25 protein-coding genes and 1 tRNA gene are annotated in these 21,333 nt (G+C 58.2%); 15 read left to right on the top strand and 11 right to left on the bottom strand.

Going from position 1 to position 21,333, the window contains the following annotated elements:
* Nucleotides 1–20: 20 nt before the first annotated feature.
* The 6 genes from plsX (at nucleotide 21) to C8N45_RS03990 (ending at nucleotide 4,516) form a co-directional block, all read left to right on the top strand.
* Complete coding sequence (gene plsX, locus C8N45_RS04015; RefSeq protein WP_108384876.1) at nucleotides 21–1,133, top strand: phosphate acyltransferase PlsX; 1,113 nt, start codon at nucleotides 21–23, stop codon at nucleotides 1,131–1,133.
* 14 nt (nucleotides 1,134–1,147) lie between these two features.
* Nucleotides 1,148–2,119 carry a beta-ketoacyl-ACP synthase III gene (locus tag C8N45_RS04010; protein WP_108384875.1) on the top strand — a complete coding sequence of 324 codons (972 nt, stop codon included), beginning with the start codon at nucleotides 1,148–1,150 and terminating at the stop codon, nucleotides 2,117–2,119.
* Nucleotides 2,120–2,215: 96 nt separating this feature from the next.
* Nucleotides 2,216–2,518 carry an integration host factor subunit alpha gene (gene ihfA, locus C8N45_RS04005; protein ID WP_108384874.1) on the top strand — a complete coding sequence of 101 codons (303 nt, stop codon included), beginning with the start codon at nucleotides 2,216–2,218 and terminating at the stop codon, nucleotides 2,516–2,518.
* 3 nt (nucleotides 2,519–2,521) lie between these two features.
* Nucleotides 2,522–3,235, top strand: coding sequence for a MerR family transcriptional regulator (locus C8N45_RS04000; protein ID WP_108384873.1), 714 nt, complete (start codon nucleotides 2,522–2,524; stop codon nucleotides 3,233–3,235).
* A gap of 63 nt (nucleotides 3,236–3,298) precedes the next feature.
* Nucleotides 3,299–3,375: transfer RNA gene (locus tag C8N45_RS03995), tRNA-Pro, on the top strand.
* 61 nt (nucleotides 3,376–3,436) lie between these two features.
* Entirely contained in the window at nucleotides 3,437–4,516 is a 1,080-nt protein-coding gene (locus tag C8N45_RS03990; protein WP_245882536.1) for a 2'-deoxycytidine 5'-triphosphate deaminase, read from the top strand.
* A gap of 2 nt (nucleotides 4,517–4,518) precedes the next feature.
* Here the strand turns inward: C8N45_RS03990 and C8N45_RS03985 are convergent, their stop codons facing one another.
* Nucleotides 4,519–4,719, bottom strand: coding sequence for a hypothetical protein (locus tag C8N45_RS03985; RefSeq protein ID WP_108384871.1), 201 nt, complete (start codon nucleotides 4,717–4,719; stop codon nucleotides 4,519–4,521).
* 211 nt (nucleotides 4,720–4,930) lie between these two features.
* Here C8N45_RS03985 and C8N45_RS03980 point away from each other — a divergent pair, with 211 nt between their 5' ends.
* Entirely contained in the window at nucleotides 4,931–5,911 is a 981-nt protein-coding gene (locus C8N45_RS03980; RefSeq protein ID WP_108384870.1) for a hypothetical protein, read from the top strand.
* Here C8N45_RS03980 and scpB read toward each other — a convergent pair.
* From scpB to C8N45_RS03945, 7 genes are all read right to left on the bottom strand, one after another.
* Nucleotides 5,887–6,531, bottom strand: coding sequence for an SMC-Scp complex subunit ScpB (scpB, locus tag C8N45_RS03975; protein WP_108384869.1), 645 nt, complete (start codon nucleotides 6,529–6,531; stop codon nucleotides 5,887–5,889). The two genes, C8N45_RS03980 and scpB, sit on opposite strands and share 25 nt — an antisense overlap.
* Entirely contained in the window at nucleotides 6,528–7,331 is an 804-nt protein-coding gene (locus C8N45_RS03970; protein WP_108384868.1) for a segregation and condensation protein A, read from the bottom strand. Before C8N45_RS03970 ends, scpB begins: the two co-directional genes overlap by 4 nt.
* Before the next feature lie 6 nt (nucleotides 7,332–7,337).
* Nucleotides 7,338–8,327 carry a glycoside hydrolase family 3 N-terminal domain-containing protein gene (locus C8N45_RS03965; protein WP_245882535.1) on the bottom strand — a complete coding sequence of 330 codons (990 nt, stop codon included), beginning with the start codon at nucleotides 8,325–8,327 and terminating at the stop codon, nucleotides 7,338–7,340.
* Entirely contained in the window at nucleotides 8,324–9,247 is a 924-nt protein-coding gene (locus C8N45_RS03960; protein WP_108384867.1) for an SPOR domain-containing protein, read from the bottom strand. Before C8N45_RS03960 ends, C8N45_RS03965 begins: the two co-directional genes overlap by 4 nt.
* Before the next feature lie 73 nt (nucleotides 9,248–9,320).
* The gene (gene argS, locus C8N45_RS03955; RefSeq protein WP_108384866.1) at nucleotides 9,321–11,060 is read right to left on the bottom strand and encodes an arginine--tRNA ligase; all 1,740 of its coding nucleotides are present in this window, start codon (nucleotides 11,058–11,060) and stop codon (nucleotides 9,321–9,323) included.
* Nucleotides 11,061–11,155: 95 nt separating this feature from the next.
* The gene (locus C8N45_RS03950; RefSeq protein WP_108384865.1) at nucleotides 11,156–12,991 is read right to left on the bottom strand and encodes a cation:proton antiporter; all 1,836 of its coding nucleotides are present in this window, start codon (nucleotides 12,989–12,991) and stop codon (nucleotides 11,156–11,158) included.
* On the bottom strand, nucleotides 12,981–14,153 hold the full coding sequence (locus C8N45_RS03945; RefSeq protein WP_108384864.1) for a deoxyguanosinetriphosphate triphosphohydrolase: 1,173 nt from the start codon (nucleotides 14,151–14,153) through the stop codon (nucleotides 12,981–12,983). Before C8N45_RS03945 ends, C8N45_RS03950 begins: the two co-directional genes overlap by 11 nt.
* A gap of 76 nt (nucleotides 14,154–14,229) precedes the next feature.
* Here C8N45_RS03945 and C8N45_RS03940 point away from each other — a divergent pair, with 76 nt between their 5' ends.
* The 5 genes from C8N45_RS03940 to C8N45_RS03920 are packed head-to-tail and all read left to right on the top strand — an operon-like array spanning nucleotide 14,230 to nucleotide 16,497.
* Nucleotides 14,230–14,553 carry a HesB/IscA family protein gene (locus C8N45_RS03940; protein ID WP_108385155.1) on the top strand — a complete coding sequence of 108 codons (324 nt, stop codon included), beginning with the start codon at nucleotides 14,230–14,232 and terminating at the stop codon, nucleotides 14,551–14,553.
* Nucleotides 14,553–15,050 carry a hypothetical protein gene (locus C8N45_RS03935; RefSeq protein WP_108384863.1) on the top strand — a complete coding sequence of 166 codons (498 nt, stop codon included), beginning with the start codon at nucleotides 14,553–14,555 and terminating at the stop codon, nucleotides 15,048–15,050. The genes C8N45_RS03940 and C8N45_RS03935 overlap by 1 nt, the downstream gene beginning before the upstream one ends.
* A 42-nt stretch (nucleotides 15,051–15,092) precedes the next feature.
* On the top strand, nucleotides 15,093–15,299 hold the full coding sequence (locus tag C8N45_RS03930; RefSeq protein ID WP_108384862.1) for a hypothetical protein: 207 nt from the start codon (nucleotides 15,093–15,095) through the stop codon (nucleotides 15,297–15,299).
* 57 nt (nucleotides 15,300–15,356) lie between these two features.
* On the top strand, nucleotides 15,357–16,157 hold the full coding sequence (xth, locus tag C8N45_RS03925) for an exodeoxyribonuclease III (RefSeq protein WP_108384861.1): 801 nt from the start codon (nucleotides 15,357–15,359) through the stop codon (nucleotides 16,155–16,157).
* Nucleotides 16,158–16,176: 19 nt separating this feature from the next.
* Entirely contained in the window at nucleotides 16,177–16,497 is a 321-nt protein-coding gene (locus C8N45_RS03920; RefSeq protein ID WP_114427808.1) for a hypothetical protein, read from the top strand.
* Nucleotides 16,498–16,501: 4 nt separating this feature from the next.
* Here the strand turns inward: C8N45_RS03920 and C8N45_RS03915 are convergent, their stop codons facing one another.
* Nucleotides 16,502–17,695: an FAD-dependent monooxygenase gene (locus C8N45_RS03915; protein WP_245882533.1), complete on the bottom strand. Its 1,194-nt coding sequence runs from the start codon at nucleotides 17,693–17,695 to the stop codon at nucleotides 16,502–16,504.
* Entirely contained in the window at nucleotides 17,643–18,065 is a 423-nt protein-coding gene (gene dksA / locus C8N45_RS03910) for an RNA polymerase-binding protein DksA (protein WP_108385153.1), read from the bottom strand. The genes C8N45_RS03915 and dksA overlap by 53 nt, the downstream gene beginning before the upstream one ends.
* A 183-nt stretch (nucleotides 18,066–18,248) precedes the next feature.
* On the opposite strand from dksA, the gene C8N45_RS03905 reads away from it, so the two are divergent.
* Nucleotides 18,249–19,088, top strand: coding sequence for an AAA family ATPase (locus C8N45_RS03905; RefSeq protein WP_108384859.1), 840 nt, complete (start codon nucleotides 18,249–18,251; stop codon nucleotides 19,086–19,088).
* On the opposite strand, the gene C8N45_RS03900 is transcribed toward C8N45_RS03905, so the two are convergent.
* Nucleotides 19,085–19,450: a hypothetical protein gene (locus tag C8N45_RS03900; RefSeq protein ID WP_108384858.1), complete on the bottom strand. Its 366-nt coding sequence runs from the start codon at nucleotides 19,448–19,450 to the stop codon at nucleotides 19,085–19,087. The genes C8N45_RS03905 and C8N45_RS03900 overlap by 4 nt on opposite strands.
* Nucleotides 19,451–19,529: 79 nt before the next feature.
* Here C8N45_RS03900 and C8N45_RS03895 point away from each other — a divergent pair, with 79 nt between their 5' ends.
* Both C8N45_RS03895 and C8N45_RS03890 read left to right on the top strand, forming a co-directional pair.
* On the top strand, nucleotides 19,530–19,988 hold the full coding sequence (locus tag C8N45_RS03895; RefSeq protein ID WP_108384857.1) for a GNAT family N-acetyltransferase: 459 nt from the start codon (nucleotides 19,530–19,532) through the stop codon (nucleotides 19,986–19,988).
* Nucleotides 19,985–21,331, top strand: a complete 1,347-nt coding sequence (locus C8N45_RS03890) for a DUF2927 domain-containing protein (RefSeq protein ID WP_108384856.1) — start codon at nucleotides 19,985–19,987, stop codon at nucleotides 21,329–21,331. Before C8N45_RS03895 ends, C8N45_RS03890 begins: the two co-directional genes overlap by 4 nt.
* The last annotated feature ends 2 nt before the right edge of the window (nucleotides 21,332–21,333 follow it).

Genomic DNA, 21,333 nt, shown 5'->3' with positions numbered 1-21,333 from the left:
GTCAGGGGCGCGGTTAACAGATGACAAAAGGCCAGACGGACGACGTTCCGACAGCGGCAAATGTTCTTTCTGTTGACGCAATGGGCGGCGATAAGGGGCCTGCGACGGTTGTCGCGGGCCTTGCTACGTTTCTGAACCAGGCCAAGGATGCCCGCGCCATCCTGCACGGGCCTGTCGGCGAACTGACCCCGCTCATCAACAAACACGGCATTGCCGGGCGCGTGACCGTGGCAGACGCGCCGGATGTGGTCAAAATGACCGACAAGCCCAGTCACGTCCTGCGGCAGGGCAAGAAAACGTCGATGTGGTCCGCGATTGACGCGGTACGCAATGGCGACGCGGCCGTTTGCATCAGCTGCGGCAACACCGGCGGATTGATGGCCATGTCCATGCTGCGGCTGCGCAAGGCCGAAGGCGTAAACCGGCCTGCGATTGCCTGCCTGTGGCCATCGCGCAATCCCAGCGGCTTCAACGTGATGCTGGACGCCGGTGCAGACATTCGCGCCGATCAGGATGACTTGCTGACCTATGCACTGATGGGGGCATCTTATGCGCGTAACGGCCTGGACATTGAAACGCCGCGCGTCGGCCTGCTCAACGTCGGCACCGAAGAACACAAGGGCCGCGCCGAACTCAAGGTTGCCCACGAACTGATTTCCAATGCGGCCGATATTGGCGAATTCACCTATGTGGGCTTTGTCGAGGGGGGCGATCTGCCCTCGGCCAAGGTTGACGTGATCGTTACTGACGGCTTCACCGGCAATGTGGCGCTGAAAACGGGCGAAGGCACAGCAAGCCTGATCGGAGAGTTGCTGCGCAGCAGTTTCAAACATTCGCCCCTTTCCATGATCGCAGCCCTTCTGGCGCGTGGATCGCTGCGGCGTTTGCGCAAGAGGATCGACCCACGCCGCGTCAATGGCGGGGTGTTTCTGGGACTCAACCACACAGTTATCAAAAGCCACGGATCAGCGGACGCAACAGGTGTGGCGGCTGCCTTGCATCTGGCTTACCGACTGGCGCAAAACGGTTTCTCCGATAAACTGGCGGCGCGGGTTGCATCTGCAGCATCTCTTGCCCAAGATGCGGCGCAAGAAGGTGCGGCAGAAAATTCAACCAGCACCATCACAGGCTAAGGCAACAGACAAAGATGACACGTCGCGCAGTGGTTAAAGGGGTCGGTCACTATTTACCCGAACGGGTCGTGCCGAATTCCGAATTCGAAAAAACTGTCGATACATCAGACGCCTGGATCAAGTCCCGCTCGGGGATAGAACGGCGCCATTTTGCGGCCCCCGGCCAGACCACGTCAGATTTGGCCACAAGAGCAGCCCAAAACGCGCTGAAAATGGCCGGGATGGAGGCCGATGACATCGACGCCATCGTGCTCGCAACATCGACCGCTGATCTGACTTTTCCTTCGGCTGCAACAATGGTGCAGCACGCCATCGGCAATACCCGTGGATTTGCCTTTGATGTGCAGGCTGTCTGCGCGGGTTTTGTCTTTGCCCTGTCTACGGCGAACGCGATGATCAGTTCGGGTCAGGCCAACCGTGTCTTGGTGATCGGGGCTGAAACCTTCAGCCGGATCATGGACTGGACCGATCGTTCGACCTGCGTGCTGTTCGGCGATGGCGCCGGGGCGCTGATTCTCGAGGGGCAAGAGGGTGACGGCACCGCCGCCGATCGTGGCATCCTGTCTACCGACCTGAATTCTGACGGTCGCTACCGTGACCTGCTTTATGTGGATGGCGGCGTTTCGACCCAGAACACCGGCATGTTGCGCATGGAAGGCAAAGAAGTGTTTCGGCACGCCGTCGAAAAGCTCGCCAAGACAGCCCATACTGCACTGGAAAAGGTGGGGCTTGATGCGGATGACGTGACGTGGGTTGTGCCCCATCAGGCCAATATTCGCATTATCCAGTCAACCGCAAAGCGGCTTGGCGTCGAAATGGACCGCGTGATCGTCACCGTGCAGGACCACGGCAACACGTCGGCTGCATCGATTCCACTGGCTTTGTCAGTTGCCGTTGAACAGGGCAAAATCAAGCAAGGCGACATCGTCGTCACCGAAGCCATCGGCGGCGGGCTTGCCTGGGGTGCTGTGGTCATTCGTTGGTAAGCTGAAACCGACTGTTCACGCCATTTGCCAAGCCCTTGTTATTGACTCTGAATTTGCCCCGCGCGTATTGTCGCAAAGTATTGAGGGGGAACGTTTATGACCGACAAGACTTTGACTCGGATGGATTTGGCAGATTCGGTACATAATGAGGTGGGATTGTCGCGCAATGACAGTGCCGATCTTGTTGAAAGTGTTTTGACGCATATTTCGGACGCACTTGTCGCGGGCGAGACGGTCAAGATTTCCTCGTTCGGGACCTTTTCAATTCGCGAAAAAGCCGCGCGTGTCGGGCGCAACCCCAAAACCGGCGAGGAAGTCCCCATTCACCCGCGCCGCGTTCTGACCTTTCGCCCCTCTCATCTCATGAAAGACAGGGTTGCCGCAGGCAACAAATCCTAAGCGATGGCTAAGGCCAAGGATGCATTCCGCACCATCAGCGAAGTCGCCGAATGGTTAGAGACCCCGACCCATGTCTTGCGGTTCTGGGAAAGCAAATTCAGTCAGATCAGACCCGTCAAAGGGGCCGGTGGTCGCCGGTACTATCGCCCCGCGGATATGGAACTGCTGGGCGGCATCAAGCATCTGCTGCACGAAGAAGGCATGACGATCAAAGGCACGCAAAAGCTGTTGCGCGAAAAGGGCGTCAAGCATGTAGCAACCCTTGGCCTTACCCTTGCGGTCGCCCCCGATACAGCAACCGCGCCATCGGCGAAGGAACCGGCTGAACCTGCGTCAGAGGCCGCAGCACCACCCGAACCGGAGCTGACGACAGAGCCGGTCGCAGCAGACCCCTTGCCTGAAGTTATTCCGCCGCAAGCCGCCCTGCCCTTTGATGATCCACCGCCGCCGGCAGAGCCAGAGGTCCCACCTGCCCCGGTAGAACCAGAGGTCGCGCCCACCGCGGCAGAAGCCCCCGCTGAAGCGCAGGACCACGCGCAACTGATCGCAGAGTTCCTTGCCGCCTTCCCCGAACCATCGTCAGAGGTGCCTGCCATGCCCGCGCGCAGTTTCGGGCTGATTTTTGCGAATGCCGACACTGTGCAACAGAACGCCAAGGCGATTGCGCCATTGGTTGCGCGTCTGGAAACCCTGCGCGACAGGCTTCGGGCAGAATAACAGAGCGTCCAAGGGCTTTTCGGTCTTGCCCCACCCGGCAAATCCGGTATGAAAGCCGCAAGTCGGGCTATGGCGCAGCCTGGTAGCGCGTCCGTCTGGGGGACGGAAGGTCGCAGGTTCGAGTCCTGCTAGCCCGACCAAAAACATCGCCCGCTTGCGTTTTCGCGCAGCGGGCGTTTTTGTATCTGGATGAACAAGACAATGACTACCGCGGGCGTTCTGGCCGATCATCAAATCAAAGCCATGATTGAAACCGGCGGGATCACTGCGTCGGTCGCGATTGCACCCGGCCAAATCCAGCCCGCATCACTTGACCTGCGTCTGGGCCACAAAGCCTACCGCGTGCGCGCATCCTTCCTTGCAGGCAGGCAGCGCACCGTCGCCGACCGTTTGGCCGACTTCCAGATGCACGAGGTCGATCTGGCCGGTGGTGCGGTATTGGAAAAAGGCTGCGTCTATGTCGTCCCCCTGATCGAACGTCTGTCCCTCCCCCAGGGGATGACAGCCGCGGCCAGTGCAAAGTCATCCATCGGACGGCTCGACCTGCTGACGCGAATCATCACCGATCACGGCGTCGAATTTGACCGCGTGCCCGAAGGATACAACGGGCCGCTCTATGTTGAAATTTGTCCGCGGTCATTTTCGGTCGTGGTGCAGCCGGGGCAGATGCTCAATCAGGTAATTTTCCGGCAAGGCAAAACGCTGATGTCAGACGACGCGTTGCGTGCGCTTCATGCGGAAACGCCGATTGTCTCGGGCGAGCCAGTAATTTCCGATGGCTTGGGGTTTTCGGTAGATCTGCGGCCCGCGCAGGGCAATCTGGTCGGCTATCGCGCCAAGCCACACACCGGCGTCGTTGATCTGGCAAAGCTTGATTACTATGATCCTGCCGAATTCTGGGAACCTGTCCACACCGATGCCGGTTGGATCATCCTTGATCCGGGTGCCTTTTATATTCTGGTCAGCCGCGAAGCGATTGTGATCCCACCCATGCAGGCCGCTGAAATGGCCCCCTATCTGGCGATGGTCGGCGAATTCAGGGTGCATTACGCAGGCTTCTTCGACCCGGGCTTCGGCTATGCCGATGCTGGCGGTGCAGGTTCGAAAGGCGTGCTAGAGGTCCGCTGCCACGAAGCCCCGTTTGTTTTGGAACATGAGCAGGTTGTAGGCCGCTTGGTCTATGAACATATGGCTGCCATGCCTGACGCCCTTTATGGGCGTGAAATCAAATCAAACTATCAAGGGCAGGGACTGAAACTGTCCAAGCACTTCCGGAGCTGACCCTAGCGCATAAAGCGGCGCAACAGCTTGATGCCTTGTTGTGCTTTCCGGCCGGTTTGGCGGGCATTGCCTGCTGTCTGCCGCTCAGCCTCTGTCATATCCGCCGGGCGTTTTCCCCGGTTTTCTGCAATGTCGATCCCTGTGTTGATGCCTTTGCGCATCAGCCTGCGGATCGCCATATTCATCAATTGGTTCGCGTTCATCTGCGCATCCTTCGTTTGCCAACCCCTAAATGGTAACTAGGGAACACGCGAAAAAATGCCAATCAAAACCGCCTAAAACTCTCAATGATTTTTGGGCCTAATTCCCCCGGGATTTATCCAAAATCGCAAGGACGACACATTTACGACAAGTAGTCGCTCCGACCTTCAGAAGAGTTGTGGGCACACTGAAAGTGCAACCCACGGATTGATCATGGCAAGCTTGACTTTCGCATTCACAGACACGGTTGGCGTGTCGATCACCGTCACCGAACAGTACAACGGCACTCTATTATTCGCGCTCGATGTAGACGACAGCGCGGGCACAGCGGCAGATCTGAATGCGTGGTATTTTGATCTGGCCGACGACAGTCTGGCCAGCGGCCTGACTGTTTCTGGGGCCGATGTAACAGATGACAATTTCGAAGCAAACAAAGTCACCAAGATCGACGCCTTTACAAACATGAACGGCGAAGTGGTCAAAGAGTATGGAAAATTCGACGGCGGCGTACAGTTTGGACATCCGGCATCGCCTCCGAGCACCAGCTTTGTCCCTGGTCATGACACTGTCGCCCTGACGCTGAATGACATTCTGGCACAGGATTTTGGCATCAGCCTGCCGTCAGTCGGGGAACTCGATGGCGCCAGACAAGACTCGATGAAACTGGGCGGCACCGCCCCCGATATACCGGACCAGCCGCCAGAGCCTGAACGGGTCAACACTGCCAACTCTGACATACTCGAGGACTTTGCCGACAAGACGTTCTCCACTGACGGAACCACTGACATTCTGTTTGACGGATCGTCGACCGTTATCACCAATGATACCAGCTTTGATGGCACCGATGAATTCATCTACACAGGCGATGTATCAGCAGCCAACAATGATCCGGGCGCAGTCGCACAGGTTGTGATGGGCGACAACGGCGGCGAGTTGATCATGTGTGCCAACGGGACAGTCGACTTTTCAGCCAATGGCGATTTTGACGACCAGACCGTGTCGCAGGAAGAACTGACATCATGCAGTTACGCAATCGAGGGTGGCGTACGGCCACGCTTGACGTCTACGTTCTTGGTCTGGGCGATGACGGGGGGCGCGGCCTCATCGTCATTGGCTACGCCCCCAGGTGCGCCCCTTTTGGGGCGTACCACCCCTTCTGGCAGGCGGCATCAGTCCTCGAACAGTTCCGTCTGATCATCATCTTCTTCATCGTCCGGTTCTTTTTCGCCAAGCCCGACGGCCCCCGGTGGTGGTCGATTTTCCAACAGCCCGGCCGAGCGCAATTCTTTCAGCCCCGGCAGGTCTCGCGCATTTTCCAGCCCAAAGTGATCCAGAAAGCCTTGCGTGACGACAAAGGTCACGGGCCGCCCCGGTGTCATCTTACGACGGCCAAAGCGAATCCACTCCATTTCGATCAACTGGTCGACAGTGCCCCGGCTTACGCTGACACCGCGAATCTCTTCGATCTCGGCGCGGGTGACAGGCTGGTGATAGGCCACGATTGCCAGCGTTTCGATCGCCGCGCGTGACAGTTTGCGGGTCTCAACCGTTTCCTTTTGCATCAGAAACCCAAGGTCGGGAGCTGTGCGGATCGCCCATGCGTCACCGATTTTGACCACATTGATTCCCCGGCCTTCGTAGCGTTTGCGCAGATATGCAATTGCTTCGGCAGGGTCACACCCGTGCGGCATGCGCCCAATCAGTTCATTGACTGTCACAGGCTCGGCCGTTGCAAAAAGGATCGCCTCGACCATGCGTTCCTGTTCGCCCATGGGCGGTGCTTCGAAAAGACTGTCGTTCTGGGGCTTACTCATGAAAGGTCATCTTTCCGGGGGGCTTTCTTGCGGATTTGGATGGCGGCAAATGTATCGACCTGCTTGATCTCGATCTTGCCTTCCTTGGCAAGTTCCAATGATGCGGCGAATGTCGCAGCCGTGGTTGAGCGGCGGCGTTGTGGGTCAGCATCCCAGCCGTCGGGCAGATAGCTTTGTATGTCGGTCCAGTCGCCCGCAAAGCCGATTAGATGGCGCATCCGTTCCAGCGCTTGCTCCATTGTCATGACATGCTGGCGGTCCATCACGAAAGGGCGGAAATCATCGCGGGTGCGGATGCGGGCATAGCCCTGCATCAGATCAAGCAATGTCGCCGTATAAGTCACCCGCCGCACGCGCTGTACGTCCTCGGTAATGCCACGCGCAAAGAAATCGCGCCCAAGCTGGTCGCGCGCCATCAGTTGGGCAGCGGCGTTGCGCATTGCCTCCAGCCGTTCAAGCTGGAAGGCAAGGTGCGCGGCCAGTTCTTCGCCGGATGGTCCATCCTCGGACGGGTCCGGCGGCAGCAGCAGCCGCGATTTGAGAAACGCCAGCCATGCGGCCATCACCAGATAGTCCGCCGCCAATTCCAGCCGCAGCGCTTTGGCCTTTTCCACAAAGGCAAGGTACTGTTCGGCCAGTGCCAGAATTGAAATCTGGCGCAGGTCCACCTTTTGGGTGCGGGATAGAGTCAGCAACAGGTCAAGCGGGCCTTCAAATGCCCCCACATCCACGATCAGCGCTTCTGCGGCCACCCGCTCGCTGACGCTGATCTTGTCTTCCTGAAACTCTTCGCCTTGCATCGCATCCTACCTCAGAAGCGCTTCAAGTTCCGCTTCCAGTGCCGGGATGTCAATGTGTTCAGGGGTTTTTCGCTGCGCCAAAGCGCGATTTGCGCGGGTGATCGCCGCATCGGTCAAATCGCCCGCGGCATCGGCCACAGCTTCCATTTCGCCGGCATCGCCGTTGCAATGCAGGATGATATCACAACCCGCCTTGATCGCGTCAGTCGCACGGGTGCCGACCGTACCCGAAAGTGCCTCCATCGACAGATCATCCGTCATCAAAAGACCATCGAAACCGATGTCCTTTCGTATCACCTGCATCATTTTGACAGATGTTGTTGCCGGACCGGTTGGATCAATATCGGAAAAGACGATATGGGCCGACATGCCCATTGCGATGTCACTCAGGGCAGCAAAGGGGGCAAAGTCCCAAGCATCAAGTTCAGCGCGCGGCGCATCAACCTGTGGCAGTTGCAGGTGGCTGTCAATCGCGGCGCGCCCATGTCCCGGAATATGTTTCAACACCGGCAGCACGCCGCCCGCCAGATGCGCATCGGCACAAATCCGGGCGGCCTGAATGACCGTTTGCACGTCACGACCATAGAGCCGGTTTTGCAGGAATGGATGTGTCGCATCCTCGGCAATGTCGGCAAGCGGCGCGCAGTTGGCATCAATCCCCACGTAATGCAATTCAGCCGCAATCAGCCGGTTTCTGATCCATTGGGCCCGCATCGGGTCGTTGGCGCGCGCCATCTGGTCGAGGGCCGGCAGATATTCGCGCCAATATGGCGCCCGCATCCGCTGGACCCGCCCGCCCTCTTGGTCAATCAAAATGGGGGCATTGCGTCCAACTGCATCGCGCAGATCACCCGTCAGGCGACGCAATTGGTCTGGGTTTTCGATGTTTCTGGCAAACACAATGAACCCAAAAGGCTGCGTTTGCGCAAAGAACCCTTTTTCCCAATCCGTGATGGCAGGACCTTGCGGACCAAGGATCGTGGCGTTTGGCGTCACTCGGTGACTTTCAGCGCAACACAATCCGCGCCTTCTGCTTCGAGTGCGGCACACAGCCGTTGCGCATCGGCGCGGTCGGCGAAACCGCTGGCGCGCAAGCGATACCATGTCCCACTGCTTTGGCTGCTGACCTGAATGACCCGTTCGCGCCCTTCCAGCAGCACGCCAAAGCGCGATTGCAGGCGCTGCCATTGGGTTGCGGCCAGCGTCGGGTTCGGAAATGCGCCCAGTTGCACAAGGTCGGTCCCCGCCGGGAATACCTTGGTGCTCACGGCCACTTCATCTGCGGTCGGTGGCGGGGCGGGCGCTGGCGCCGGGCGCACAACACGCAAGCTGGCGGGGCGGATTTCAGGGCGCAGGGACACGGCCACACCGGGCACAGACGCAGGGACAATTGCGGGCGCATCATCCGTCAATGGCGCAATCGGCTCCACCTCATTTGCGATCTGGTCAGCAAGCGCGATAATCTCGTCCGCACTTAACGGGGTGGCCTCTGCGACCACATCACTCTCAGCATTAAAGGAGGCTGGCGCGACCTCTTCGGTAGCTGCGGGTTGTATTTCGTCGGCTTCGGCCATCGGCTGCGCATCAAGGTCTTCGCGGGCCAAGCCAGCGGTCAAAGGGGCCAGCACCAGACGGTCCTCTGGGCCTCCCGCTTCACCAACGGCTGCGACTTCATTGACGGCCAATCCCCGATGTGGTGCCACTTCCCCGCCCGGATTATCGGGCAGCACCCGCATGTCGCCTTCCATGGCGCGCACCACGGGGATACCGCTGACGTCACGCATGATCAGCTTGTAACCCCAGACGCCGACGCCTGCGATCAGGGCCAGCGACAAGGCGGCCCCCAGATAATTTACATAATTACCCCTCCGGGAATCGCCCGAGGATGGAGCAAACTGCTCTTCATAGACTGCCATCGTACGCCTCACTGCCCGTGCCGTTTTCGGCTTGTGGGTCACTTGGAACTGCTCTGACCCCGGCAGCGGTACGTTAGCGCATCTCTTCCGCCGGAGTGACCCCAAGAATACCAAGACCGTGCAAAATAACAATCGCTACGGCCCGGATCAGCGCAATTTTCGCCTGTGTTGTATCTGAATCACCCTCTTGCACAAAACGCAGCGCGGGCATGTCGTTGCCCCGATTGTAAAGCGCATGGAAGTCAGAGGCGAGGTCATAAAGATAGAAGGCGATCCTGTGCGGCTCGTGGCCCTTGGCGGCGATTTCCACCAGACGCGGCCATTCGGCGAGCTTTTTGATAACGGCAAGCTCGGCCTCGTCGGTCAGGCCGGACAGGTCCACGCCGGCCAGCGTTGCATCATCGACAGCCGCAAACATCGTGGCTTTCGCGACGGCGGAATTCACACGCGCATATGCATAATTGACGTAAAAGACGGGGTTGTCCTTGGACTGTTCAAGCACCTTGTCAAAGTCGAAATCCAGCGGGGCGTCGTTTTTGCGCGTCAGCATGTGGAAACGGGTGACATTGGGGCCGACCTGATCAACCACATCACGCAGGGTGACAAAGGTCCCTGCCCGCTTGGACATCTTGAAGGGCTCGCCGTTTTTATAAAGCTTCACAAGTTGTGTCAGCTTGATATCCAGCGGGACCCTGCCATCAGACAGGGCCGACACCGCCGCTTTCATCCGCTTGACATAACCGCCGTGATCGGCCCCGAAGACGTCAATCAACTGGTCAAAACCGCGTTGCACCTTGTCGTAGTGATAGGCGATATCGGGCGCAAAGTAGGTCCATGATCCGTCCGATTTCTTGACGGGCCGGTCCACATCGTCACCGTGCGCGGTCGATCTGAACAATGTCTGTTCGCGCGGTTCCCAATCCTCTGGCAGTTTGCCTTTGGGAGGCTCCAGAGTGCCCCGGTAGATCAGGCCCTTGGCGTCCAGTTCGGAAATCGCCTTTTCGATCAGGCCGGTGCCATAGAGTGATTTTTCGGAAAAGAAGTTATCCATCGTCACGCCAAGCTGGGCCAGATCTTCGCGGATCAGGTCCATCATCCGCTCGGTCGCAAACTCCCGGACCTCTTCCAGCCAGAACTCTTCGCCCTTGTCGATAAAGGCATCGCCGACCTTGTCCTTGAGCGCCTGACCAACCGGGACAAGATAATCACCGGGGTATGTGCCTTCGGGGAATGCGACTTCTTGACCGTGCGCTTCCAGATACCGCAGATAGACAGACCGGGCCAATACATCGACCTGAGCGCCGCCGTCGTTGATGTAATATTCCTTGGTGACGTCATAGCCGGAATAGGCCATCAGACGGGCAAGCGCATCACCAAATACAGCACCGCGGGTATGGCCCACATGCAGCGGCCCCGTCGGGTTCGCCGATACATATTCGACCATCATCTTTTGACCCTGGCCAAGCGTGGATTGGCCGTAGGTCGGATCGGTCAGGGCGACTTTCACCACCTTCTGCCAGACATCCGGCGACAGCCGCATGTTCAGGAATCCCGGCCCGGCCACGTCAGCGACCACGATTTGCGGATCTGCAATCAGCTTCTCTGCCAAAGCCTGTGCAATCGCGCGCGGGTTCACTTTGGCGGGCTTGGCCAGTACCATCGCCGCATTGGTCGCCATGTCCCCATGCGCCGGATCGCGCGGCGGCTCGACCGTGACGGCGGCTGTGGACAGTCCGTCGGGCAATGTGCCATCGGCCACCATGTCGTCAAGACAGGCAATCACACGGGCGCGGATATCAGCAAAAAGGTTCATGTCACGACTTTCAAGGGCAGGACTGCGTAAGCGATCCATTTACCACGGACAGGCGCGGCGTCAACGCAGCGCCAGAACAAAGGGTTAAGTCAGGCCTATGCTGCGGGCGGCTGGCTCTCTCGGGGTTCGTCTTGCTGCCGCAGTGCAAGGATCCGCACGCCGGGTGCGCCGTTCACCTCTTCGTCCTTGCTGATCAGCTTTATTGTCCCGTTCGATGCGATCCGCGCAATCAGATGCGCGTCAGGTCGCTTTGCACGCCAGTCATCAAAAGTGAACTCTTCGGTCAAACGGGTGATCCGAAAGCCCCAGCCATCATTGATCATCTGTTCCAGTTTGGCATGGGTTTCATCCGGTCCGAACTGACGCCCCCCCAAGGTGCTGGGCAATTGATGACGCTTGCTCGCCGCTGCTTCGCGTTTGATCTGATAGACATGTTCGCGGCCAAATTCCGGGGCCAGATCGGTCGTAACGAGCGTGTTATAGGCATCATTGTCCGTGGCGGCCAAAAGCGTCGCGTAGCTGACAAACTCAAGCCTTTGTTCGGCGGCTTCCGACAGGATGTCGCCGGTGAATGTCGCAATGCCAGCGGTGCGCGCCGCCCTGAGATGCCCAAAGTTGGGATCGATCATCAGCACAGGCACGTCAGCCTTTTTCAGCGCCTCGGCAAAGGCTGTCGTCCAGTTTGAACCGCCCAGGACGATGACGCCGGGGGTTTCCGCACCTGCCAGCCCCAGCCAGCGCGCAAAAGGTGCCAGCGTGAACCCGTGAAGCACCACCGAAAAGGACACCAGTGCAAAGGCCAATGGTCCGATCAGGGCCGCATCTTCAAAGCCCAGATTAAGCAACCTGTCGCCAAAAAGGCCCGCCACTGCGACCAACACAACGCCGCGCGGTCCGGTCAGGGCCACAAGCAACTGTTCCCTGAACGGAATGCCGGACCCCAATAGCGAGATAAAGACAGACGCGGGACGCGCCACAAGGATGACCAGCAAAACGAAAGCAACGGCGCTCCAGTCCAGCAGGGCAAGCCTTTCGACGTTCAGACCTGCGGCAAGCAGGATGAAAACACCCGAGACCAGCAAGACAGTCGCATGTTCCTTGAACCGTCGCATTTCGGTATAGCTGGGCAGGTTTGCGTTGGCGATCACGATACCCATGATGGTGACGGCCAGCAGCCCACTTTCATGCAGGACCTCATCTGACAGGCCAAACACACCCAGCAGCAAGCCAAAAAGCACCGGAACTTTCATGAATTCCGGGACCCACGCACGTCTGAATGCGCGCGACAGCCCTAGGCCAGCGGCCCCGCCCAAAGCGGTCGCAACAGCAATGCCGATGACAAGGTCGGCAATCGCCACATTAACCGCGGTCGCCGTATTCAGCACCAGCACCACCTCGAAGGCCAGCACGGCAGCGAGGGCCCCAATCGGGTCATTCACAATGGCTTCCCATTGCAGCAAGGCCGCAGGGCGCTTGGCCAGCCGCGATGTGCGCAGCAATGGTGCAATCACCGTCGGGCCCGTCACTATCATGATCCCGCCGAACACGGCCGCGCTTTCCCAACTCAGACCCGCAACATAATGCAGCGCCAAGGTCGAGGTCATCCAGCCCAGCGGCGCGCCCAGAAACACGAGCCGTTTGACCCCGACCGCCGCATCATTCAGCGAATGGAAATTCAGGGTCATGCCGCCCTCGAAAAGGATGATCGCCACCGCAATGGCAATCATCGGCTGCAAAAGCGGCCCGACATCCCGCGCGGGGTTGAAAACGCCAAGGACCGGCCCGATCAGGATACCGGCCAACAACATCAGCACAATCGCAGGCATCCGCAAGCGCCATGCCAGCCACTGCGACCCGACCCCCAATCCGCCAACCAGCGCAAAGGCCAAAACCGGAGACATTGCCCCCTCGGCCAGACCTTCAACTGCCATCAATCACCCCCGGTGGTATATCTTCGCCGCCAATCAAGCGGGTATGTTCCTGAATGGCGAACCTGTCGGTCATGCCCGCAATATAATCAGCCACAATACGGGCCAGCGCCGTCCGGTCGGGCGCTTCGGCCACATCCTTGCGCCATTGCTTGGGAAGCTCGTCGTTGTTTTCCATAAAGAAGGGGAACAGATCGTTGATCATCTTGGTCACGACGCCACGCATCTCGACCACGGCAGGCGCGCGATACATGCGCTTGAACAAAAAGCGGCGGATCACTTTTAGATCGGTCCAAAGCGCGGGCGAAAACTGCACGACCATGCGCCCCGCATGACGGATGTCATGCACGGAAGATGGCGCAAGGTCAGCCAGATTCTGACGGCTGACGTTGATCACATCCTCAACCAGCACCCCAAAAAAGCGGCGCAATGCCTCGTGCCTGCGCCGATAGTAGTTCAAACCGGGATATTTGGCATCAACGCGGGCAAAGCAGTCTTTCAGAACCGGCATTTCCGCCAATTCATCCGTGCTGAAAAGTTCCGCGCGAAGTCCGTCGTGCAAGTCATGGTTATTATATGCAATATCATCGGCCAGCGCGGCGGCTTGCGCCTCTGCGCTGGCATGGGTGTGCAGTTCCAGATCATGCCGCTTGTTATATTCGGCCAGTGCATAGGGCACATCGCCAACCACCGGTCCGTTATGTTTTGCGATGCCTTCAAGGCTTTCCCACGTCAGGTTCAGCCCGTCCCATTCCGCGTAATGACGCTCCAGACTGGTCACGATATGCAGGGCCTGCGCGTTGTGATCAAAACCGCCATAGGGCTGCATCAGCCTATTCAGCGCCTCTTCTCCCGTGTGGCCAAAGGGGGTGTGGCCAAGGTCGTGCGCCAATGCCACCGCTTCGGTGAGTTCGACGTTCAGATCAAGGGCCGCGGCCACTGTGCGGGCCACTTGGGCCACCTCGATCGAATGGGTCAGACGCGTGCGGAAATAATCGCCCTCATGCTCAATGAAAACCTGAGTCTTGTGCTTGAGTCTGCGAAAGGCACTGGAATGGATAATGCGGTCCCGATCCCGCTGAAAGGGTGAGCGGAAGGCACTTTCTTCCTCCGGATAAAGCCTGCCCCGCGGATTAGCGGGGTCGGTCGCATAGGGCGCTGCCATTATTTTTGCCTGTCTTGTTCGTCTTGCCTCCTGCCCTTATATTGTAAATGTACACAAACTGACAGGTCGCAAAATGCTGACGATCCCACCAAAAGTAACGACACGCGCCTTTGAACGGCTGGCTGAAATTGGTGCCGCCTCGCAAGGCAAGGCACTGCGCATCGCCGTCGAAGGGGGCGGCTGCTCGGGCTTTCAATATGAAATCGACCTTGATGATGCCAAGGATGATGATCTTATCCTGTCTGACAAGGGCGAAACCGTGGTGATCGACAGCGTGTCCCTGCCCTTTCTGGCCGACGCCACCATCGATTTCACAGAAGAACTGATCGGCGCCCGTTTTGTGATCAATAACCCGAATGCAACGTCATCTTGTGGCTGCGGCACATCGTTTTCGATGTAATGGAAAATAACGACCGGCTTGCAAAACTGATCTTTGATCAGGTGCAGGGCCAATCCCTTGATCGCGACGCCGAGATTGACCAGATGCTGCGCGATGCCCTGCGCACCGCCCAATCCCGGCTTGACCTGCGCGACCGGATTTTTGACGAAATTCGCAAGACAAACCAGATCACCACTGATGATGTGGCCGAGGCGATGGGAGAGACTTTCGCGGACCTGATCCGCGATCTTGAGGATGATATCGGCAATGCAGAACAAAACATGCTGCCCAGCCGTTTCATGCTGAGCACCAGCATTGCAGGCATGATCGGGGCCCTAACCGCATTTGTCTATGGCGTTGCCGATGCGCCCACGGCACTGGGTGCCTTTGGGTTAGCCAGTGTTATCTTTTTTCTTACCCACACCTACTACCAACGCATGGGGCGCCTTATATCTGACCTGCGCAAGCGACGTGCTGATTATGCTGCTTTTCGTGATCTTTTGCGTCGCCGCCTGTAATGTGGTATGAAAAGTAGCAGCTTAGACAGGAGACCGTTGAAAATGGTTGAACAAATCTTGGAAATCACCCGCGGTGAACTCGCAATGCTGCTATTTTCAGCCGTGGTTCTGGTGCAGTTCCTGATTTTCCGTGCGGGTGCGATGCAGGTGTTGAACAAGCACACGGGCCCATATTTCCCCGGCCTGTCGGCTGCATTGGCCGATATTCCCGCACGAGCGGAAAAGCGGGCGAAATACGAACACAGCTAATGGCTTGTGCATTCAGGTGCACTGGGGCAAACCTTTGCTGACTGCTGGGGGTGCCTTATGAAAATTGCGACATTCAACATCAATGGGATCAAAGCACGCATTGGTGCCCTGACCGACTGGATTGTTGAACAGCAGCCTGACGTCGCGATCTTGCAGGAAATCAAATCGGTCGATGAAGGATTTCCGCGCGAAATATTCGAGGATAAAGGTTACAACGTCGAAACCCACGGGCAAAAGGGGTTCAACGGGGTCGCTATCCTGTCGAAACTCCCGCTGGAGGATGTCACCCGCGGCCTGCCCGGCGCGGAAGGTGCCGGACGCGAAGGTGCCGACGATGATGAAGCGCGCTATATCGAAGCCACTGTTGTAGGTAAAAAGGCGATCCGCATCTGCGGGTTATACCTGCCCAATGGCAATCCGGCACCGGGCCCCAAATACGACTATAAACTGCGCTGGATGCAACGGCTGCACGATCGCGCGCAAGAACTGCTGGCCGCAGAAGAACCTGCACTGATGGCCGGCGACTATAACATCATCCCCCAGACCGAGGATGCCGCCCGCCCCGAGGCGTGGCGCGATGATGCGTTGTTTCGCCTCGAAAGCCGCGATGCTTTCCGCCGCATCCAAAATCTGGGCCTGACCGAAGCTTTCCGCGTTTGCGAGGCGGGTTCGGGCCATTATTCATTCTGGGACTATCAGGCCGGAGCATGGAACAAAAACGACGGTATACGCATCGACCATTTCCTGCTGACACCGCAATGCGCCGATCTGCTTAATAACTGCTGGATCGAGTCCGAAGTGCGCGGACGCGACAAACCCTCTGACCACGTGCCTGTCTGGGTCGATCTGGCCGCATGACACCGAAAGGAGCCGACATTTGATCCTTCACCGGTTGCTTTGCACGGTTCTGCTGACCGCGCTCCCCCTGACCGCACAGGCCCAATGCAGGATCAAGGTTGCAGGATCCAACTGTGTGGCGGTCCCGCAGACGCGCGCCCCAAAACCCGGGCCAGTCAAGATCGGGGAAGTGATTGAACGCGGCGAATATTCGGTGATGATGAATGTCCGCTATTACGGCCTGCCGCCTGTCAGCGATGGATGGGTCTATATGAACATCGAAGACGAGATCTACCGGGTCGACTGGCGCAGCCTTGAAGTGTTGGAACGTGTGACCCATCAGGCCAGCCGGAACTGGTAATCTTTCAGCCTGTCACATCATGATCATAAAGCCATGACATGCGCCCCAGAAACGCATCAGGAGCAATACGCCCCATCGTGCGCAGCGCTGTATGGGCCACTTTGCGCTTCACCCCAGAGAGGTGATAGCTTTTTGCGTTTGAATTTGCCGCATTGATCGCCCGAATGACGCGGGGCTGGCGTGCGGATTGGTAGGTTTGCAAACCGTCGCTGATATCAGCCTTTTCGCCACAAGACCGGGCCAGCACATAGGCATCTTCAATCGCCAGATTGGCTCCCTGTGCAAGAAACGGCAGGGTCGGATGGGCCGCATCGCCCAAGAGCACAAAGCGGCCACTGTGCCATCTTGCGGCAACCGGATGGCGGAACAGCCCCCACAGAAACACCTGATCGACCGCATCCAGAATGGCTTGCAGTTCCGGCGCCGCATCTGCAAAAGCGGCGCGCAGATTGTCGGGGGCGTCCTTGTGATGCCAGCCCTCGGCGGCCCAATCATCGCGTTCCTGCACCGCGACGATATTCACCCGCCCATTGGGCAGCGGATAAGTCACCACGTGGCGACCGGGCAGCATCCAGATGCGGGCGACCGGTGCCATGTCAGGCAGCTTGACCATCGCGCGCCATGCCACCTGCCCCGTGAAAAACGGATCGCGCGGAGGCAGGATCTGACTACGCACCTCCGAACGCAGCCCATCCGCGCCGACAATCAAATCTGGCCGGATGTCCTGCCCTCTCACAACAAAGCCATCGTCATGGAACTGCTCAATACGGCAATTCAGGCGGACCGTGACACCTTGCGCATCGCAGGCGCGGGCCAGAAGGTCGATCAGGGCGGCCCGGTGAAAGAAGCGGTAAGGTGGCGATTGCTGGCCCAGATCAAACCGGGCGATCTGTTCGCCGGTGATCCCGTCCATCGGCAGAACAGCATCCGCTTGCAGTCCGGTCACACCCATCGCACCGGTCAGGTCCAGCTTGTTAAGTGCACGTGCGGCGTTTGGGGTTATCTGAAGCCCTGCACCGACTTCCGTCAACGCAGGAGCCTGCTCGTAGACAGTGACATGTGCATCGCTGCGCGCAAAGGCCAGCGCAGCTGTCAGCCCGCCAATCCCGCCGCCAATGATGGCAATGTCGCGCCCCGCGTTATGATCAGTCGTCGCGATGGACCTTCTCGCGGCGTTCGTGGCGTTCTTGCGCCTCAAGGCTCAGCGTGGCGATCGGCCGTGCGTCAAGCCGCTTGAGCGAGATAGGCTCACCCGTCATGTCACAATAACCATATTCGCCTTCTTCAATACGGCGTAGCGCCGCGTCGATCTTGCTCACAAGTTTGCGCTGACGGTCACGTGTGCGCAATTCCAGCGACCGGTCGGTTTCTTCAGAGGCACGGTCTGCAACGTCAGGTATATTGCGGGTCTGGTCTTTCATGCCGGCGACAGTGTCGCGGCTACCCTCAAGAAGTTCTGACCGCCAGTTCATCAGCTTTCGCCTGAAATATTCTGTCTGGCGCTCGTTCATGAATGGTTCGCTCTCAACCGGGCGATAATCATCTGGCAAAAAAACTTCGGCTTTCATCGTCATACCCTTTTGACCTCCAACGCGACGTGAGGTTCCCCCAAACCGCATCGTAATCCCCTTGTGTCGCGGGGTTTAACCTCTCAATTACTCACTGTCACCCCCCGATTTAGTTCGTTTTCGACCTGTTGATGATCCGTGAAGTCCTGCTAGGTTGCGAACAAAGCCAAAGGACTGAAAAATATGCACTTCACAGGCACCGACGCGTATGTCGCAACCGACGATTTGACCATGGCGGTGAATGCTGCCGTGACACTCGAACGGCCACTGCTCGTCAAAGGCGAACCGGGCACCGGAAAGACCGAATTGGCCCGTCAGGTCAGCGCTGCTTTGGGGCTACCGATGATTGAGTGGCACATCAAATCGACAACCAAAGCACAGCAGGGTCTGTATGAATATGACGCGGTCAGCCGCCTGCGCGACAGCCAGTTGGGCGATGAGCGGGTGCACGACGTAGCCAATTATATCAAGCAGGGCAAACTGTGGCAGGCGTTTGGGGCAGACGGCAAGGTGGTGTTGCTGATTGACGAGATCGACAAGGCGGACATCGAATTTCCGAATGATTTGCTGCAAGAACTCGACCGGATGGAGTTTCATGTCTACGAGACGGGTCAGACCGTCAAAGCCGTCCACCGCCCCATTGTCATCATCACATCCAACAATGAAAAGGAACTGCCCGACGCGTTTCTGCGCCGCTGCTTTTTCCACTACATCCGATTTCCCGACATCGACACAATGCGCAAAATCGTGGCTGTCCATCATCCGGGGATCAAGGACGCACTGCTCACTACGGCGTTAACCCAGTTTTACGAATTGCGCGAAACGGCGGGCCTGAAAAAGAAACCAAGCACCTCGGAGGTACTTGATTGGCTCAAGCTTTTGCTGGCCGAGGATCTGAGCCCAGAAGACCTCAAGCGTGACGGTGCAAACGCATTGCCGAAACTGCATGGGGCCTTGCTGAAGAACGAACAGGACGTGCATCTGTTCGAAAGGCTGGCGTTTATGGCGCGCGGCGGACGTTAGTCGAAGTCGTAATCAATCCCGCGGTCGCGCCCGAAGCTGCGGCAATATGCCGCCCAGTCTTTGAAATCCTGCGTCAGGGCAGCCATGCCGCCTTTCTCGATCCATTCGTCGCGCTTTGCCACAAATATATCGGCGGTGTAGGCCTGCGGCTTTTCCACCCCTTCGGCCTGAGCCTGCGCATAGGCAGCACTCAGCCAGCGGTTTTCGGCGATCTCGAGGTTTTCAAGATTCTCTTCGCGCTGGATCGACGAACGCCACGAACTGAAGAAAGCGGCGCATTCGGCCATGCTTTGGCTGTAGGGTTGTGCCGCCGCAGGTCCTGCACAAAGGACCAAAAGTGCCCATGTGCATCTCAAGTTCATTTATCACATCCCCGCTATTTGACTGGTATCACTGGGCAAGGACAGTATTGTCTGAACAAAACCAGAGCGAGCAATAAGAATGGACTCAGGGGCGCAGACGATAATCCGGCCTTTGCGCAGGGACGACGAACACATATGGCGCGAGCTGTGGGAGGGGTATCTGACCTTCTACAAAACCACCTTGCCCGCAGAGGTCTACGCAAGCACCTTTGCCCGATTGCTTGGCGATGATGATCATGATTTCAGTGGATTGATTGCCGAACGCAATGGCGTTCCTGTCGGGCTGACCCACTATCTGTTTCACCGCCACTGCTGGCGGATCGAAAATGTCTGCTATTTGCAGGACCTTTATGCCGCGCCCGCTGTGAGGGGCATTGGCGTGGGCCGCAAGTTGATCGAAGCGGTGTATCAGGCTGCGGATGATGCGGGCGTATCCAATGTCTACTGGCTGACACAGGATGATAACGTGGCCGGCAGGCAACTGTACGATCGGGTGGGCCAGATCACAAACTTCATCAAATATCAGCGCCCGACATGAAAGCGCTCTTGCCGATAGCATTGGCGTTGCTAGGGGCCTGTGCGACCGTGCCGCAGGGCCCAGACCCGATCCGGCTGAAGTTTCCCGCCATGCGCACCTTTGCCGCTGAAAGCCCCGGCCCGGCCACGCGCCCGAACTCTGAAATCGCACTTGATTTCGTTGATCTGGCATTTCGCATGGAAAGCGGCCGCGAATTGCCACGGCTGACGCGGTTCGAAGGACCAATCACCGTGCGCGTCACAGGTCAGCCCAGCCCAAGCCTGCGTGTCGATCTTGAAACGCTCTTGTCGCGACTGCGGTCCGAGGCGGGCATCGACATCACGCTCACCAAATCGGCAACGGCAAATATCACGATTGAACCTGTTCCCACGCGCACATTGCAGCGGGTGGCCCCCAATGCCGCCTGTTTTGTCGTGCCCCGCGTCACAAGTTGGACGGAACTGCGCCGCGCGCGTGGCACACCCACACTTGACTGGGCGACATTACAGACCCGCGAGACAGCAGCGATTTTCCTGCCGTCCGATGGCACCCCGCAGGAAATCCGCGACTGTCTGCACGAAGAACTGGCACAGGCTCTTGGCCCGCTCAACGACCTTTATCGCCTGCCCGATTCTGTCTTTAACGACGACAATATTCACGCTGTCCTAACCGGCTTTGACATGCTGATCCTGCGCGCATTCTATGCGCCGGAATTGCGCAGCGGCATGAAAGAACGTGAAGTCGCGGCACGCCTGCCCCGTATCCTTGCCCGCATCAACCCGCGCGGAGAGCGCGCTGGCGGGCGCATCCCGTCCAGCACATCAAGGCAATGGATCGAGGCTATCGAAACCTCGCTCAGCAACAGATCAACCGAGGCGCGCCGCAGGCAAGCCGCCTTGCAAGCCGTTGATATCGGACGCAATCTTGGCTGGACAGGCACCCGCGAAGGATTCGCCAACTATGCCTACGGTCGTCTGCAACTGGGCAATGACGCCAGTCTGGCACTGGGGGCATTCACCACCGCCGGACGGGCCTATCGACAGACCCCGATCACCCGCATTCATACGGCACATATTGGCGTCCAGCTGGCGGCCTTTGCTTTGATATCCGGTGATGCCGATGCAACCATTGCAATCACCAAAGAGGCCATCCCGTTTGCCCGCAGCCACCAGAACGCGGCTCTGCTATCGCTGTTGATGATGTTTCAGGCTGAAGCCCTTGATCTGAAGGGCGAAACTGACGCAGCTATGGCGGTCCGACTGGACAGCCTCGGGTGGGCGCTATATGGGTTCGGCAGTCGGGAAGCCGTCATTGACCGGCTGAACGAAATAGCGTCCCTGCCGCCGCAAACAGGCACAAACTAAAG

The sequence above is a fragment of the Yoonia sediminilitoris genome (genome assembly GCF_003058085.1).
Classification (GTDB): Bacteria; Pseudomonadota; Alphaproteobacteria; order Rhodobacterales; family Rhodobacteraceae; genus Yoonia; species Yoonia sediminilitoris.
Note: the sequence above shows the minus strand (reverse complement) of the source record. Positions and strands in the feature narration are given on the sequence as shown.